The sequence below is a fragment of the Actinoallomurus liliacearum genome (assembly GCF_039542035.1).
GTDB classification, from domain to species: Bacteria; Actinomycetota; Actinomycetes; order Streptosporangiales; family Streptosporangiaceae; genus Actinoallomurus; species Actinoallomurus liliacearum.
Genome location: NZ_BAABHJ010000006.1, coordinates 104,585 through 120,352 on the forward strand (window position 1 = coordinate 104,585; position 15,768 = coordinate 120,352).

A 15,768-nucleotide genomic window follows, 5' to 3' on the forward strand; every position below is an offset into this window, starting at 1 on the left:
CGCCCATACGTCAGTGGGAGCAACTCGCCGCCCACCTCAATGAGAAGGGGCCGGGTGCGCTGGCGCACCCGGCCCCATTCGCCGATCGGCTACGGTCGGCTAGGTCCGGTCAGAACCGGTAGGACAGCAGGTACTTCGCCGTCGGGGTGCCGACGCCGGTGATGCTGTCGTAGCCGCGGACCGCGGGCAGCGCGTCACCCTTGGGGATGCCGTAGTTGCCGGTGGTGCGCAGCACGTAGACCAGCGGGCCCTGCTTGGTGTACGGGTAGGTGTAGTTCGTCCGCACGAACGCCACCGGGTTGTTCTTGCCGAGCGGGGTGTCGGTCACGTCGTGGAGCAGGCCCTTGCCCGCCCGCAGGTAGATCGCCGGGTTGGCGAAGCCGATCGGCGCGCCGCCCTGACGCTGCTGGGCGAGCGCCTGCAGGCCCGCGATGACCGGGCAGGCGAGGCTGGTGCCGCCGACGCGGCTCTCCGCGTAGCCGTACGATCCGTCCGGCAGCTGCGCCCACTCCGGGTAACGGATGCCGGTCGTCGAGTCGGCGACGGCCGCGATGTCCGGGATGACGCGCATCGGCTTGGCCGCCTTGGAACCGTCCGGCAGCGTACGGCTCAGCGACGACGGCACGACCGCCCGCTGGTAGCCGGGCTGGGTGAACAGCTCGCTGGTGCCGCCGCCGGAGCCGCCCGCGTAGTTGTCCGGGTAGTGGCCGGGAGGCGCCGGGTTCCACGTCTTGCCGTCCGCGGACAGGCTGTCGGTGGTGAAGTTCCAGCCGGTCTCGAACTTGTAGTCGTTGCGCTTGCCGACCGCGAGGGTCGTGCCGCCGACCGCGGTCACCCACGGGTCGGAGGCGGGCATGTCCGTCTGGCGCTTCGTCGACCCGCTGTCGCCGTACCGCGCCTGGCAGGGAGTGCCCGGCACCTCGTAGCCGCAGTCACCGGTCGAGAAGTAGAAGCCGATGCCCTCGATGGCGCCCTGCTTGTAGATCGACTCTTCCGCGTCGATCATCGCCGGCGTGTAGTGCTCCGACAGGTCGCCCCAGGAGTTGCTGACGATGTCGGCCAGGTGGTTGTCGACGATGTTCAGGAGGGCGTCGTCCAGGCCGGTGTCGAGGCAGTTCTGCGCGCCGACGTAGACGACCTTGGCCTTGGGGGCCACCGCGTGCACGGCGGTGACGTCGAGGGCCTCCTCGCCGTACCAGCCGGACGCGCCGCACTCCTCGGTGTAGTCGAACGTCGCGGGCAGGGCCTCGCGGTACTGGCCCTTGGCGAACGGCTGCTCACCGTACTTCTTGGAGAAGGTGTTCGAGACCTCGAGCATCTTCGGCGCAGCGTAGGCGTCGACGATCGCGACCGTCGAGCCCTTGCCGGTCAGGCCACTCGACGTGGCGCCGTACGCCCCGCGCAACTGCTTCGGCAGCAGGCCGCACATCGCGTACGGCTGGTGCTTGCCGTACGCCTTGGGCTGCTTGGTGGCGATCTTCTGGCCGTAGTACTGCTCGCACGGCTGGGCGACCCAGTAGTTCTGCTCGGGCGGCGGCAGCGTGTCGCCCGCCACCCGGACGTGCTTGGCGCTGTCCAGGCCGGTGATCGTGCGCACGGCCGAGGCGACCGAGGCGGGGACGGTCGCATCGCCGGAGGGCGCCCGCACGATCGTGTTCTGGGCGGCGTAGTTGCGGAAGTCGGTGCCGAACGCCTTCTTGGCCTGGGAGACGCGGCCGGTGACGTGGACGTAGTGGCTGTTGACCGCGTCGACCGTCAGGCCCGCGGAGGTCAGCCACGACTTCACGGCGTTCTTCTGCTCGGCCGTGGGGCCGAAGAGCCTGTCGAAGTCGGCGGGGCTGAGGAACTTGCGGTACTGCGGGCTGCCGGGCGTGGCGACCGCCTCGGCGTAGGCGTCGAGGCCCTTCGGGTCCTTCCCGGCCAGCCAGATCCTCGCGTCGAGCCGCTGGGAGTCGTTGGTCTTGCCGCGGTCGGCGGCGGCACGGGCCCAGGTGGGCTTGGTGCCCGCGACCGGTCTCCGGTCGTTCGCCTGTGCCGTCGTCGTGGCCGACAGGCCCGCCGCGAGGAGCGGCAGAGCCAGGGCCGCGGCGGTCAGCACGCGACGTCGTCCGTCTCGGGACATCCACCAGTCCTTTCGTGAGCGGCGTAGGGGAACGCCGCGACGCGAGGATTTCGGTGGGGACCCTGTTAATCAAGAGTTGTTATGGAATAGATGCGAAAATCGGGAACTGGGGGCCACAACTGGACATCTAGCGCCACTCTTGCGCGCGGCGGCGCGACGGCTAATAGTGGAAGGCGGCGGTGCCTGAGGGCAGGGGGAGACCTCAATGGTCCTACTTGGGCGTACGCCGCCTACGGCGGCGCAGCCGTCCCAGCCCCGTTCCAAGGGGCAGATCCTCGTCAGCTGGCTGTCTTCGACCGATCACAAGGTGATCGGTTATATGTACCTGGCGACCTCGTTCTTCTTCTTCCTGGCCGCCGGGTTGATGGCGATGCTCATCCGCGCCGAGCTCATGCAGCCCGGCCTGCAGATCATGAGCAACCAGCAGTACAACGTGCTGTTCACCCTGCACGGCACGATCATGCTGCTGCTGTTCGCCACACCCCTGTTCGCCGGGTTCGCCAACGTGATCATGCCGCTGCAGATCGGCGCGCCGGACGTGGCCTTCCCACGGATGAACATGCTCAGCTACTGGTTCTTCCTGTTCGGCGGGCTGATGGTGCTCGCGTCGGGCTTCGTCCCGAACGGCCCGGCCGCCTTCGGCTGGTACGCCTACGCGCCGTTGAACGGCGCCGCCCACTCGCCCGGCCTCGGCCCGGACCTGTGGATCATGGGGCTCGTCCTGTCCGGGATGGGGACCATCCTGACGTCGGTCAACTTCATCACGACGATCATCTGCATGCGGGCGCCGGGCATGACGATGTTCCGGATGCCGATCTTCACGTGGAACATCCTGTTCACCGGCGTCCTCGTCCTGCTGGCCTTCCCCGTCCTGGCCGCCGCGCTGCTCGCCCTGGAGGCGGACCGCAAGCTCGGCGCGCACGTGTTCGACGCGCAGGTGAACGGCGGCATGATCTGGCAGCACCTGTTCTGGTTCTTCGGCCACCCGGAGGTGTACATCGTCGCGCTGCCGTTCTTCGGCATCGTCACCGAGGTCATCCCGGTCTTCGCCCGGAAACCGTTGTTCGGCTACGTCGGCATGGTCGGCGCGACGATGGCCATCACCGGCCTGTCGGCGACGGTCTGGGCGCATCACATGTTCCCCACCGGGCAGGTCCTGCTGCCGTTCTTCTCCTTCATGACGTTCCTGATCGCGATCCCGACCGGGGTCAAGTTCTTCAACTGGGTGGGCTCGATGTGGCGGGGACATCTGTCCTTCGAGTCGCCCATGCTGTGGTCGATCGGCTTCCTCGTCACCTTCCTGTTCGGCGGCCTGACCGGCGTGATCCTCGCGTCACCGCCCCTGGACTTCCACGTCAACGACTCCTATTTCGTCGTGGCGCACTTCCACTACGTGCTGTTCGGCACGGTGGTGTTCGCGATGTTCGCGGGGTTCTTCTTCTGGTGGCCGAAGATGACGGGGAAGATGCTGAACGACCGGCTGGGGAAGATCCAGTTCTGGATGCTGTTCATCGGGTTCCACACGACGTTCCTGATCCAGCACTGGCTGGGCGCGGAGGGGATGCCGCGCCGCTACGCCGACTACGCCCGGGTCTTCACCACAGAGAACCTGATCTCCAGCATCGGCGCGTTCCTTCTGGGGGCGTCCACGCTCGTGTTCATCTACAACGTCTACATCACCTGGCGGAAGGCACCGCGCGTCGGCGTCGACGACCCCTGGGGCTTCGGCAACTCCCTGGAGTGGGCGACCTCCTGCCCGCCGCCGAGGCACAACTTCCTCTCGATCCCGCGGATCCGCTCCGAGCGGCCGGCCTTCGACCTGCACTATCCGCGCCTGCCGTCGCCCCCGGCCGAGGAACTCCCGGCCGGGCAGAAGGACTGAGCGGCTCCCGCCGTACGGCCCGCGCAGGTCGCCGATGAGCGCCCTCGCCGCCGTACGCCGGGGCAGGCGATGCCAGGCGCGTCGGCCGTCGAGCCCGCGTCGCCGCACGCGGCGGGGACGCGGGCCGCCGTCAGCCGGCGAGGCCGCGCATGCGCCGTACGCTCAGGCCGGCGATGCGGACCGCCGCCCGGGGCGACAGCCGCGCACCGAGCCACGCCGCCCGCCCGGACGCCGGCGCGACGATGAGCGCGTCGTTCCGGTCGATCCCCCGCAGCACGTCACGGGCCAGCGCGGAGGCGGGGTAGAGTCTGCGCTGCACGCGCTGTGCCGCCCGGCGGGCGTTCCTGCCGGTCTCGGTCGGCGGCAGGTCCGGATTGGCGTTGTCGAGCAGGGGCGTGTCGACGAAACCCGGACAGATCACGCTGACCCGGACGCCCCGGCTCGCGGCCTCCGCGCGCAGCGCCAGGCTCATCCCGACGACCGCGTGCTTCGTGGCGGTGTAGGGCAGCATCAGCGGCGCGGGCACGAGGCCGGCCAGCGACGCGGTGTTCACGATGTGCCCGTGCCCCTGCTCCAGCATGATCGGGTACGCCGCGTGCACGCCGTGGACGACGCCCCGCAGGTTCACGTCGATCGTGCGGTTCCAGTGGTCGAGGGTGAGCTCTTCGGTCATCCCGCCGACCGCGATGCCGGCGTTGTTGAAGACCAGGTCCAGGCGGCCGTGCTCCTCCCGGACCGACCGGTACAGCGCGGCGACCGCGTCGGCGTCGGTCACGTCCAGGGCGGCGGCCGTGGCCGGCGCGCGCTCGGACAGCCGGGCCGCGAGCTTCTCGGCGCCGTCGGCGTCGATGTCGGCGACGGTCACGATGTCGCCGCGGGCCGCGAGGGCGGCCGCGATGGCCCGGCCGATGCCGGAGGCTCCGCCGGTGACGATGGCGATCCGGGAGGTCATGCGAGGGCTCCTCGTTGGTGTCTCAGCGGGCGGCTCGCGCCCGGCGCGGCTTCGGCGTGTCCCAGAGGCCGACGGCCTTCCAGACCCGCTTGCTGACAGGGGTGATCAGGTCGAGCTCGGCGGCGAGGTCACGGATCTTGGCGACGCAGTTCTTGAATTCCGCGGTCCAGTCGTCCGTGCCGTACGCCTCGCGGACGACGTCCTTCGGGATGCCGAAGTGCCGCACCATCGGGCCCGGGGGAGCGAGCATGATCCGCGCCATCAGGCCGAGGACGAGGGGGGTGGCCACGCCCAGCGCCCGGCGGCGGGGGGCGGGCATCGTGGGCACGCGGTGCCGGAGGTAGTGACGGGCGAACGAGATGTGCCGCGCCTCCTCGGCGATGTGGATCCGCATGATCGTCTCCTGCAGCGGATGCTTCGCCTCGCCGTTCTTGACCGTCTTGCGCTGGACGTAGTCGATGGGGTCCTCGCCGCCCAGCACGAAGACGAAGAACAGCTCCGTGGAGATGCGCGGAACGTGCGGGGCGACCTGGGACAGGACGTCCAGGGCCTTGGGCATCCCGCGGATCGGCATCTTCGTCCGGTTGACGAACTCCTGGAACATCATCGCGTGCTGACATTCCTCGCTCGCCTCGTGCAGGACGTAGCGGAACTCCGGGGAGCCGTTCGGCAGCCGGTAGGCGTAGCTCAGCAGCCCGCGCTTGAGCAGGTTCTCGAACTGCAGGCCGATCTTCATCATCGTGGCCACTCGCCACAGGCCGATCCGGGACTGCACCTCCGGCGGCTGCGAGCGGTACCACTCCGTACGGCCGAGGGGGTCGACGGACGGCAGGATCCAGCGGGGGTCGTCGGGGTCGACCGCGAAGTCGGGGTCGGACCAGGGGATGTCGGCGTAGGCGTCCCAGTGCTTGTCGACCGACGCCTTCGACAGACGCTGGATCACGCCGGTGTAGGCCGCGCGGTCCTCGACCGTCGCGTGGATCTCCTCGTCGAGTGTCTTGCTCGGGGGGTTGGACATGACTCTCTCCCTCAGACGGGATCCGGGATGAGCAGGCGGGCCAGCGCCTTGACCTGACCCAGCACCGCCGCCTGGCGGCCGTGGGCGTCATCGTCCAGGGAGTTCTGCAACGTGAGCCCGACGAACATGGCGAACACGGCTCGGATGAGCGTTCCCGCCGTCTCCTCGTCCACCGACTCGGGGAAGAGTCGCTGGAACACCTCGAGGATCACCGCGATGATCCGCTCGTTGATGTCGATGCTCAGCTCGCGCAGCGTCGCATCGGTGCGCGCGGCCATCGCGAGCTCCATGAGGGCCAGTGCGGGTGCCTGGCGGAACGTGTCCCACAGCAGGTCGAGCGCGCCCTCCACGTTGCGGCGCTCGGCCGGCAGGGCGGCGAACGCCCGCTCGAACGCGAGCCGCTGCCGCTCCAGAAGGTGTTTGAGCGCGGCGCCGACCAGCAGCATCTTGGTGGGGTAGTGGTGCTGCTGCGCGCCCCGCGAGACGCCGGCCCGGCGGGCCACCTCGGTCGTCGAGGTGCCGGCCCAGCCGAGCTCGGCCAGGCACTCCACGGTCGCGTCCAGCAGGCGGGTCTGCGTCTCCGCTCGCCGCTCCTCCTGGGTGCGGGGAGCGCGGCGCGCGGCCTGCCCGGGACGTCGGCGGCTGCTCACTGACACGTCTTCGACGGTAGGTCGCGAGAAACATGCAATCAAGCCTGATTGTTTGTTGCGCCCGTCACACTATTGGACGCGACGTCCAAGTGACTCCGCCTTCAAGTCAGGTCGCCGCCGATCTGGCCGACTCCGCAGTGATGGGGCCAAGTAGGTGGCCGGCTTGCACGAGCCGGCGGCAGGCCGACAGAAGCGGGCAGGACACCGTTCCGGCTTGATAGCAGCCCTCGTCTGCCAGAGCTTGAAGACCGCTGCACGCAGGCGGCGGTCTTCGGATTTCACATTCATCCCGGATTGCGGCCTATATGATCACGCGGCTGTCGATCATGAACGGGGGAGTCCATGCTGGGGGGAATCAGGATCTCGCCGGTGGTCGGGGCGGCCGTCGCCGCGCTGACGATCTCGGGGTGCGGTGCGTCGAACGAGCCGGCGCGGGCGGCGGCGCACGAGGTGACCGCACAGGCAGGGGTGCCCAAACGGGCGGACGGCCTTACCGCCCGCGTGTACCTGGTCCACGGCGTGAGCACGAAGGGCGACAACGACTGCGCGGCGGCCTGGCGTGCGGCCCTGTGGTCGCTCAAGCGCGACGGCTGGAAGGGCGCCCTCGACACCGTGGCTTACTACAAGGGCGACCGGCACTGCGCCGTCTCGGTGCCCGGCAGGGGCGCGTACACGCCGAATACCTCGATCAAGGAACTCGGCCGCGCCTTCGCGTGGCTCGTCTACAACCGGGACACGCGGTACGGCCGGTCCGTCGACGTCGCGGCCCACTCCATGGGCGGCCTGGTCGTACGGGCCGCGCTGACCGGGGTGCAGAACCGCGAGAATGGCTTCCCGTCCCGCCTCTACATCGCGAACGTCGCCACGCTCGACAGCCCGCACGGTGGGCGGCTGCACAGCGGCTGCACCTCCCTGGAGTGCCGGCAGATGCAGGGCAAGGACGGCGGCGCGCTGCTGCACTGGCTCCGGCAGAACCCGCAGTCCACGCAGGGCACCGACTGGACGCTGATCGGCTCGGACGCCGACACCCGGGTGCCCACGTCCTCGGCGCTGGGCATGACCGCGGGACACAAGGTCCGCTACGGCAAGGACGAGAACCTCAGCCACACCGGCGTGGTCTTCCGGCCGGACTCGGCCCACCCGGCCCGGCAGGGGTACCACCTCTGGTACTGGAAGTACTCTCGGCCCGGGACGTACGAGACCAAGGACGGCTGGGCGCCCCTCCACATGGTCAAGCAGGCCCTGTACTACTGGGCGAAATGGTGATCGCGGCCGCGACCCGGCAGCGGTGAGTCGTCCGGCCGGCGGCGGTGCGGCGCGGTAATCCCCACGACGGCTCGGGGGACGTCCCGTTAAGGTGTCCCCATGCAGGTCAGCCAGTCGGACAAGCTCGCCAACGTCCTGTACGACATCCGGGGACCGGTCCTGAAGCGGGCCATGCAGCTGGAGGCTCAGGGCAACCAGATCCTCAAGCTGCACATCGGCAACCCCGCGCCGTTCGGGTTCGAGGCCCCCGACGAGATCCTCCAGGACGTCATCCGCAACCTGCCGGCGGCGCACGGCTACAGCGACTCCAAGGGCATCCTGTCCGCCCGCCGGGCGGTCGTGCAGCACTACGAGCAGCAGGGCTTCCCCGGAGTCGGCGTCGAGGACGTCTACCTCGGCAACGGCGTGTCCGAGCTGATCGTCATGGCCCTGCAGGCGCTGCTGAACAACGGGGACGAGGTGCTGATCCCGGCGCCGGACTACCCGCTGTGGACGGCCTCGGTGTCGCTGTGCGGCGGCACGCCGGTGCACTACCTCTGCGACGAGGACCAGGGCTGGATGCCCGACCTCGCGGACCTCGAGGCGAAGATCACACCGGCTACCAAGGCCATCGTCATCATCAATCCGAACAACCCGACCGGCGCGGTCTACTCCCGGGAGCTCCTGCAGGGCGTGGCGGAGCTGGCCCGGCGGCGGGGGCTGCTGATCCTCGCCGACGAGATCTACGACCGGATCCTGTACGACGGCGCCGAGCACGTCTCGATCGCGCCGCTCGCCCCGGACGTGCTGTCCCTGACCTTCTCCGGTCTGTCCAAGGCGTACCGCGTCTGCGGGTTCCGCTCCGGCTGGATGGTCGTCACCGGGCCCAAGGACCACGCGGAGTCCTATATCGAGGGCCTGGACATGCTCGCCAACATGCGGCTGTGTCCCAACGTGCCGGGGCAACACGCCATCCAGGCCGCGCTCGGCGGTCACCAGAGCATCAAGGACCTCGTCCTGCCCGGCGGCCGGCTGCGCGAGCAACGCGACCGCGCCTGGCGGCTCCTCAACGAGATCCCCGGCGTGAGCTGCGCCAAGCCCTCCGGCGCGCTCTACGTCTTCCCGCGCCTGGACCCGGAGGTCTACCCCATCGACGACGACCAGCAGTTCGTGCTGGACCTGCTGGAGAGCCAGCAGATCCTCGTCGTGCAGGGCACCGGCTTCAACTGGCCGACCACGGATCACCTGCGGATCGTCACGTTGCAGCACGCCGACGACCTCGAAGAGGCGATCGGCAGGCTGGGCGAGTTCCTCGCCACCCGCCGCGCCTGAACCCGATCCGCCGCTCCCGAGGCCCGGCGCGCCGTGTCCGAGGCCCGGACCGTCGAGGGCGGCCGGCCTCGTCCGCGGCGCGTCGCGCTGACGCCCGACCGTCGGGAAACGCCGATCTCCGAGGTCCCGCGCGTGGCGTCTGATGCCCGACCGTCGGGGCCGCCGACCTCCGAGGCCCGGCGTGCCGGCGGCGGCCGGGCGCGCGGCCTCAGGGACGCCGCGGCTCGGTCAGCCCGTCACAGCGCGCTGGTACGCCGCCAGGGCGTCCGGGTCGTCGATGCTGCCGTGATGGTGGAACTGGCGCCAGCGCCCGTCCTCGTAGCGGAAGTACCGGGTCGTCCGGATTCGCAGGGGCACCGGCACGCCGTCCGGTCCCGTGTACGTCCCGACCTCGCGTCCGGTGAACACCGCGTGGTCCGCGCCGACGTACTCGACGACGTCACCGAAGGTGACCTCCACGCGCACCGGCCCGGTGAAGATCTTCTCGTACAGCCCGGCGACCGCGTCGCCGCCGCGCAGGACGCCGCCGAGCGGGTTGTTGAGCTGGGCGAGGGGATGGTCGCTCCAGTCCTCCCGTAGCGCTCGCGGGTCGCGGTGGTTGAGCGCGTAGTAGAAGGACTCCAGGGCCGCGTACGCGCCCGCGGAAGACGGGTCCGCCGCCTCGGGCAGACGGTTGCGCGCGTCCGGGCCGTACGCCGGGTCTGTGTGCTTGATCACCGTGACTCCTCGCCTAGAGTGTTCGATGGAGGTCGACCACATGAGTGTACGACGGGAATCGAACACCGAGGCGCGCGGGCCGTCCGCGCGCGCTCGCGGGCTGACGCATCGGCATCCGTCCCAGGTGCCGCTCCAGGACGCCCTGGACGCGGTCGCCGACCCGGTGCGCCGCACGATCCTCCGCGAACTCGCCGGACAGCCGGACTGGACACGCGCCTGCGGCACGTTCGACCTGCCGGTGTCCAAGGCGACCCGGAGCCACCACTTCGCCGTGCTGCGCGCCGCCGGGCTGATCGAGCAGCGCGACGAGGGGCCGCGCCGGTTCAACCGCCTCCGGCGAGCGGAGTTCGACCAGGCGTTCCCGGGCCTCCTGACGCTCGTACTCGCGGAGCGCGCCTGACCGCGCGGCCGCGGAGCGGACCTGGCCGCCCGTCGGTCCGAAACGCGCCTGGGCGCGCGCCCACGGGGCGGGCCCGGCCGCCTGCCGGCGCGAAGCGCGCCTGGCCGCGTGCGGTCGCGGCCGATCCCGGTGATCCGTCCGCGGGCGGGCGGGTCGCGTCGTCGACCGCGGTGTTCCTGTACGGAGCCGCGTGCCTGGCCGGAGAGCTGCCGAATCGTCGATCGGAGGTCGCCTGAGGCCGGTGGGGAAAGTGCGGCTGTGGCGGCGAGCGGTCCCGGTCGCCCGGTAGCGTTGACCGGGTGGCCGACGACCTCCTCGACTCTCCGGAAAAGACCGACGTTCCCGGCGTCGGACCCCTGCTCGCCGCCGCGGTCGCCGGCGTCGGGGGCGCCGAGCGGCCGGGACAGGTCAAGATGGCCGAGGCCGTCGCCCACGCCATCGAGTCCGGTGAGCACCTGGCCGTGCAGGCGGGCACCGGCACCGGGAAGTCCCTGGCCTACCTCGTCCCCGCCGTCCGCCACGCGGTGGCCGAGAACGCGTGTGTCGCGGTGTCCACGGCGACGATCGCGCTGCAGCGCCAGCTCGTCGAGCGCGACCTGCCGCGTCTCGCCGAGTCCCTGACGCCGTTGCTCGGCCGCGAGCCGGCGTTCGCGATCCTCAAGGGCCGGCGCAACTACCTGTGCCTGCACCGGATGCAGGTCGACGAGCCGGACGACCCGGACGAGATCCTCTTCGACGCCCAGTCGGTCTCCGCGACGGGGCGGCAGGTGCAGCGCATCCACGAGTGGGCCGAGACCACCGAGACGGGCGACCGGGACGAGCTCGTCCCCGGCGTCTCCGAGCAGGCGTGGCGCCAGGTCGCCGTGAGCGCCCGCGAGTGCCTGGGGGCGCAGCGCTGCCCGTTCGGCACCGAGTGCTACGCCGAGCGTGCCCGGGACAAGGCGGGCGAGGCGGACGTCGTCGTCACCAACCACGCGCTGCTGGCCATCGACGCGCTCGAGGAGTTCCAGGTCCTCCCCGAGCACGACGTCGCGATCATCGACGAGGCACACGAGCTCGTCGACCGGGTGACCTCGGTGGCCACCGCCGAGTTGTCCGCGTCGGCCGTGGAGTTCGCCGCGCGCCGCTGTGGCCGCCTCATCGAGGAGGATCTCGCCGACCGGCTCAAGGAGGCGGGCGAGGCGCTGCAGCCCATCCTCGCCGACACCAACGCGGGCCGCATGGACGTCCTGCCTCAGGCTCTCGGCGGGGTCCTCCTCTCGATCCGCGACGCCGCGTACGGCTGCGCGACCGCCCTGCGCACCAGCCTCAAGACCGCCGAGGACGACGCCGAGCGGCTCGGCGCGGGCCGGGCCGCCCTGACCGCGCTGGAGGAGATCCACGACACGGCCGGGCGGCTCCTGGAGACGTTCGAGGCCGACCTGGCCTCCCGGCACGACGTGGTCTGGCTGGACCGGCCCTTCACCGAGGACTCCCGGCGGCCCACCGCGCTGCGGGTCGCGCCGCTGGGCGTCGGCGGCCTGCTGCGCGAGCGGTTGTTCGGCCGCCGTACGACCGTGCTGACCTCGGCGACCCTGTCGCTGGGCGGGTCCTTCGAGCCACTGGCCCGGCAGTGGGGCCTGCCGTCCCTGGGCACGGCGGCGGACGGCGCCGCGGAGGCGTCCGAGCCGCCCGAGGGCGACGAGCCGGCGAAGAAGGACGGCGCGGAACGGCCGCTGCGGTGGTCGGGGCTGGACGTCGGCTCGCCGTTCGACCACGCCCGCAGCGGGATCCTCTACATCGCGCGGCAGCTTCCGCAGCCGGGCCGCGACGGCCTGCCCGAGGCGTACCTCACCGAGCTGACCGAGCTCATCGAGGCCGCCGGGGGCCGTACGCTCGGCCTGTTCTCCTCGATGCGGGCCGCCAAGCAGGCCGCCGAGGCACTGCGCGGCCGCCTCGCGCACCCGCTGCTGTGCCAGGGCGACGACTCCACGACCCAGCTCATCAAGCAGTTCACCGACGACGAGGCGACCTGCCTGTTCGGCACGTTGTCCCTCTGGCAGGGCGTCGACGTGCCGGGGCCGTCGCTCCGGCTGGTGGTGATCGACCGCATCCCGTTCCCGCGCCCGGACGACCCGCTGTCCTCGGCCCGGCAGCGGGCCGTCGCCGCGCACGGCGGCAACGGCTTCATGGCCGTCGCCGCGACGCACGCCGCGTTGCTCCTCGCGCAGGGTGCCGGACGCCTGCTGCGGTCGATGACCGACCGCGGGGTCGTCGCCATCCTGGACCCGCGGCTGGCCACGGCGCGCTACGGCGGTTTCCTGCGGTCGTCGCTGCCGCCGTTCTGGACGACGTTCGACTCCGCTACGGTCAAGGCGGCCCTGCGCCGCCTCGACAGCGCCGGCTGAGCCGAGGCGACCACCCCTCAGGGACGGCGCGGGGGCCTGCGGCGCGCCGGGTACGCCGGGCGGCCAGCCCCATGGGGCCTGATCTGTGGTGCGCCTGCCGGCTGGGTCGAGGTCGCACCCACAGAGGTGGCGGGGTGACCCGACTGAGCCGGGGACCGTGCGCAGCGGTGGCCGGCGTCGGGGGCACGGGTCAGGGCAGGGCGTTCTCCTCCCGGAGGACCCGGCGTAGGACCTTGCCGAGCATGTTGCGGGGCAGTGACGGGCGGAACTCGACGAAGGCGGGCACCTTGTACGCGACGAGGTGCTGCGCGCAGTAGGCCCGCAGTTCGTCCTGGCCCGGCCGGTGCGGCTGCTTCGGGATGACGTACGCGGCGACGGCCTCGCCGTGGCCCGGCTCCGGCACTCCGACGACGGCCGCCTCCTCGACGGCCGGATGCGCCTGCAGGACGGCCTCGACCTCCGAGGGGTAGACGTTGAAGCCGTCGACGATGATGACGTCCCGTTTGCGGTCGATCAGCGTGAAGTAGCCGTCCGGGCTCATCATCGCGATGTCCCCGGTCCGGAACCAGCCGTCCGGAGAGAGGGTCTCCGCGGTCTCGGCGGGCTGGTTCCAGTACCCCGCGAACACCTGGGGGCCGCGGACCAGCAGTTCGCCCGGATACCCGACGGGGAGGACGCGGAAGGGGTCGTTCTCGTCGACGATCCGCGCCTCGGTGCTGGGCAGGGGGGTGCCGACGGACACGTGCCGGGCGTTGCCGTCGAGGGGGTTGGCCATGACCACCGGAGACGTCTCGGTCATCCCGTACCCCTGGACGACCTGGCCGCCCGTACCCGCCTTGAAAGCGTCGACCGTCGTACGGGCGAGTCGCATCGCCCCCGAGACGCAGGTGCGGATCGCCCCGGCCCCCGCCTTCTTCGCCTCGGGCGCCGCCGCGAGCTGCTGGAACAGCGGCGGTACGCCGGGGAACAGCGTCGGCCGGTGCTTGTGCATGGCGTCCAGCACGAGCTGCAGGTCGAAGCGGGGGATCAGCACGACCGTTCCCCCGATCAGGATCGTGCAGGTCAGGCAGAACGTCAGGCCGAAGACATGGAACAGCGGAACGACGGCCAGGGTGACGTCCTGCCCGGGCCGGATCGCGGGGTCCCACGCCGTGGTCTGCAGCGCGTTCGCGACGAGGTTGCGGTGGGTGAGCATGGCGCCCTTCGGCCGACCCGTCGTACCGCCGGTGTACTGCAGGACGGCCAGGTCGCGGAACGGGTCGACCATCGCCTGCGGGTGGGGTTCGGCGGTCTCCTTGAGCAGGTCGTCGAACCACAGGACGGGCGCGTCCGCCGGCACCTCGGTGCTCAGCTCGTCGGCCAGCCGGCGTGCCCTGGCGAGCGGGAGCTTGAGCAGTTCCCGTTTGACGAAGGGCAGGTAGTCGGGCAGTGAGGTGACGATGACGTGTTCGACCATCGTCCCGGGCCTCGCCTCGTGCACCGTCTCGTACGCCTTGTCGAAGACGACCACCACGCGGGAACCGGAGTCGGCGAGCTGGTGCCGGAGCTCCGACGAGGTGTACAGCGGGTTGGTGGGGACCACCACCGCGCCGAGCCGCAGCACCGCGTAGAAGGCGATGACCTCCTGCGGGCAGTTGGGCAGGATGACCGCGACCCGGTCGCCTTTACGGACGCCCAGTCCGGCCAGTGCCGTCGCGAACCGGTCGACCGCGTCGCGGAGCCGGGCGTACGTCATCGAGCGGCCGAGGAACTCCAGCGCCCGACGGCCGGCGAAGCGGTCGGCCGACGCGTCGAGCAGCCGCGTGAGCGGCACGTCCGGCACTTCGACGTCGGCGGGGACTCCTTCCGCGTAGAAGCGGAGCCATGGCCTCTCTTCGTAGGGTGTGGGCATTCGCCGCGATCACCACCGTGAGCAGATGACACCTTTCTGCCACCCTCGCATCATCTGCCGCTCCATGCCCAGTGTTCTGATCGATGGGACATTTCCGGCTTTTTGTCAGTCCGGTGCGTATCAGGTCAGGGCGTTGAGGGCTAGATCCACGTCGGCGTCGGTCGTGTACAGGTGGAACGCGGCCCGCAGCCGCCCGTCCCGTACGGCGGCGCGCACCCCCGCGGCCGCCAGCCGCTCCGCGGCACCGGGCAGGTCGACGCTCACGATCGCGCTGCCCGCGGGCGGCAGTCCCAGGCCCCGCAGGAACCGGTCGGCGAGCGCGACGTCGTGGGCGTGGATCCGCTCCACCCCGACCGCGTTGAGCAGTTCCAGCGCCGGAGCCGCCCCGACATAGGAGAACCACGCCGGCGACAGGTCGAACCGCCGGGCCGTCGGCGCCAGCCGGAGCGGCGGCCCGTAATACGCGTGCGGCTCGCCGCCGGGCTCGTCCCCGGCGTACCAGCCGGCCGCGACCGGCCGGATCCGGTCCAGCACGGCCGGGGCGACGTAGCAGAAGGCGGCGCCGCGCGGTGCCATGAGCCACTTGTACGCCGCGCACGCGAGCACGTCGAACCGCGTCGCGTCGAGCGGCAGCCAGCCGGCCGCCTGGCTGGCGTCGGCCACCACCAGCGCGCCGTTCGCCCGTGCCGCCGCCAGGATGTCCTCGACCGGGGACATCTCGCCGGTGGCCGACTGCACGATGCTGAACGCCACCACCGCCGTACGGCCGTCGACGGCGTCCGCGACCTTGTCCAGCGGCACCGTCCGCACGTCGAGGTCCCGGACCAGCCAGGGGAAGAGGTTCGAGGTGAACTCGATCTCCGGCACGACGACGCGTGCCCCGGCCGGCAGTGACGCGGCCACCGGGGCCAGCAGCTGGGAGACGGCGGCACCGATGGCGACGTCATCGGTCTCGACTCCGACGAGCCGGGCGAACTCCGCCCGCGCCCGCCCCGTGGAGACGTCCCACACGGACCAGGGCACGTCGCCGCGCTGCCACTCGCCGAGCGCCCGCCGCACCGCCTCCACGGTCGGACGCGGCGGCAGTCCGTAACTGGCGGTGTTGAGCCATCCCGGCGTCGGTTCCCAGAGAGGGAGTGCTTCGCGTAGATCCACCCGACAAGTCTGCACCG

12 protein-coding genes are annotated in these 15,768 nt (G+C 71.1%); 5 read left to right on the forward strand and 7 right to left on the reverse strand.

The annotated features are described in order from the left end of the window. Positions 1-109: 109 nt before the first annotated feature. Positions 110-2,122 (reverse strand): S53 family peptidase, encoded by a 2,013-nt coding sequence (locus tag ABD978_RS14170; RefSeq protein WP_345353797.1) that lies wholly within the window; start codon positions 2,120-2,122, stop codon positions 110-112. Positions 2,123-2,327: 205 nt separating this feature from the next. On the opposite strand from ABD978_RS14170, the gene ctaD reads away from it, so the two are divergent. Next, positions 2,328-4,004: an aa3-type cytochrome oxidase subunit I gene (gene ctaD / locus ABD978_RS14175; protein WP_345353798.1), complete on the forward strand. Its 1,677-nt coding sequence runs from the start codon at positions 2,328-2,330 to the stop codon at positions 4,002-4,004. 130 nt (positions 4,005-4,134) lie between these two features. Here ctaD and ABD978_RS14180 read toward each other — a convergent pair whose 3' ends face one another. From ABD978_RS14180 to ABD978_RS14190, 3 genes are read right to left on the reverse strand one after another with little or no spacing between them, the layout of a single operon-like run. Then, positions 4,135-4,956, reverse strand: a complete 822-nt coding sequence (locus ABD978_RS14180; protein WP_345353799.1) for an SDR family NAD(P)-dependent oxidoreductase — start codon at positions 4,954-4,956, stop codon at positions 4,135-4,137. Positions 4,957-4,978: 22 nt separating this feature from the next. Then, complete coding sequence (locus ABD978_RS14185; protein WP_345353800.1) at positions 4,979-5,974, reverse strand: AurF N-oxygenase family protein; 996 nt, start codon at positions 5,972-5,974, stop codon at positions 4,979-4,981. An 11-nt stretch (positions 5,975-5,985) separates the two neighbouring features. Then, entirely contained in the window at positions 5,986-6,630 is a 645-nt protein-coding gene (locus ABD978_RS14190; RefSeq protein WP_345353801.1) for a TetR/AcrR family transcriptional regulator, read from the reverse strand. Positions 6,631-6,966: 336 nt separating this feature from the next. On the opposite strand from ABD978_RS14190, the gene ABD978_RS14195 reads away from it, so the two are divergent. Together ABD978_RS14195 and ABD978_RS14200 are read left to right on the forward strand one after the other, a co-directional pair. Continuing rightward, on the forward strand, positions 6,967-7,890 hold the full coding sequence (locus ABD978_RS14195) for an esterase/lipase family protein (protein ID WP_345353802.1): 924 nt from the start codon (positions 6,967-6,969) through the stop codon (positions 7,888-7,890). Between the two features lie 99 nt (positions 7,891-7,989). After that, the gene (locus ABD978_RS14200; RefSeq protein ID WP_345353803.1) at positions 7,990-9,201 is read left to right on the forward strand and encodes a pyridoxal phosphate-dependent aminotransferase; all 1,212 of its coding nucleotides are present in this window, start codon (positions 7,990-7,992) and stop codon (positions 9,199-9,201) included. Positions 9,202-9,429: 228 nt separating this feature from the next. On the opposite strand, the gene ABD978_RS14205 is transcribed toward ABD978_RS14200, so the two are convergent. After that, positions 9,430-9,918: a YybH family protein gene (locus tag ABD978_RS14205; RefSeq protein ID WP_345353804.1), complete on the reverse strand. Its 489-nt coding sequence runs from the start codon at positions 9,916-9,918 to the stop codon at positions 9,430-9,432. A gap of 40 nt (positions 9,919-9,958) precedes the next feature. Between ABD978_RS14205 and ABD978_RS14210 the strand changes: the two genes are divergently transcribed. Both ABD978_RS14210 and ABD978_RS14215 read left to right on the forward strand, forming a co-directional pair. Continuing rightward, positions 9,959-10,318: an ArsR/SmtB family transcription factor gene (locus tag ABD978_RS14210; protein WP_345353805.1), complete on the forward strand. Its 360-nt coding sequence runs from the start codon at positions 9,959-9,961 to the stop codon at positions 10,316-10,318. Positions 10,319-10,617: 299 nt separating this feature from the next. After that, the gene (locus ABD978_RS14215) at positions 10,618-12,705 is read left to right on the forward strand and encodes an ATP-dependent DNA helicase (protein WP_345353806.1); all 2,088 of its coding nucleotides are present in this window, start codon (positions 10,618-10,620) and stop codon (positions 12,703-12,705) included. 190 nt (positions 12,706-12,895) lie between these two features. Here the strand turns inward: ABD978_RS14215 and ABD978_RS14220 are convergent, their stop codons facing one another. Together ABD978_RS14220 and ABD978_RS14225 are read right to left on the reverse strand one after the other, a co-directional pair. After that, positions 12,896-14,596, reverse strand: a complete 1,701-nt coding sequence (locus ABD978_RS14220) for an AMP-binding protein (protein WP_345353807.1) — start codon at positions 14,594-14,596, stop codon at positions 12,896-12,898. A 120-nt stretch (positions 14,597-14,716) separates the two neighbouring features. Continuing rightward, a complete protein-coding gene (locus ABD978_RS14225) occupies positions 14,717-15,751 on the reverse strand; it encodes an aminotransferase class V-fold PLP-dependent enzyme (protein ID WP_345353808.1) in 1,035 nt (344 codons plus the stop codon). Positions 15,752-15,768: the final 17 nt, after the last annotated feature.

Bases quoted from the DNA above. Each gene is read 5' to 3' on its own strand.
- ctaD (WP_345353798.1), top strand. From the start codon at position 2,328: ATGGTCCTACTTGGGCGTACGCCGCCTACGGCGGCGCAGCCGTCCCAG.
- ABD978_RS14220 (WP_345353807.1), bottom strand. From the start codon at position 14,596: ATGCCCACACCCTACGAAGAGAGGCCATGGCTCCGCTTCTACGCGGAA.
- ABD978_RS14195 (WP_345353802.1), top strand. From the start codon at position 6,967: ATGCTGGGGGGAATCAGGATCTCGCCGGTGGTCGGGGCGGCCGTCGCC.
- ABD978_RS14185 (WP_345353800.1), bottom strand. From the start codon at position 5,974: ATGTCCAACCCCCCGAGCAAGACACTCGACGAGGAGATCCACGCGACG.
- ABD978_RS14210 (WP_345353805.1), top strand. From the start codon at position 9,959: ATGAGTGTACGACGGGAATCGAACACCGAGGCGCGCGGGCCGTCCGCG.
- ABD978_RS14180 (WP_345353799.1), bottom strand. From the start codon at position 4,956: ATGACCTCCCGGATCGCCATCGTCACCGGCGGAGCCTCCGGCATCGGC.
- ABD978_RS14200 (WP_345353803.1), top strand. From the start codon at position 7,990: ATGCAGGTCAGCCAGTCGGACAAGCTCGCCAACGTCCTGTACGACATC.
- ABD978_RS14170 (WP_345353797.1), bottom strand. From the start codon at position 2,122: ATGTCCCGAGACGGACGACGTCGCGTGCTGACCGCCGCGGCCCTGGCT.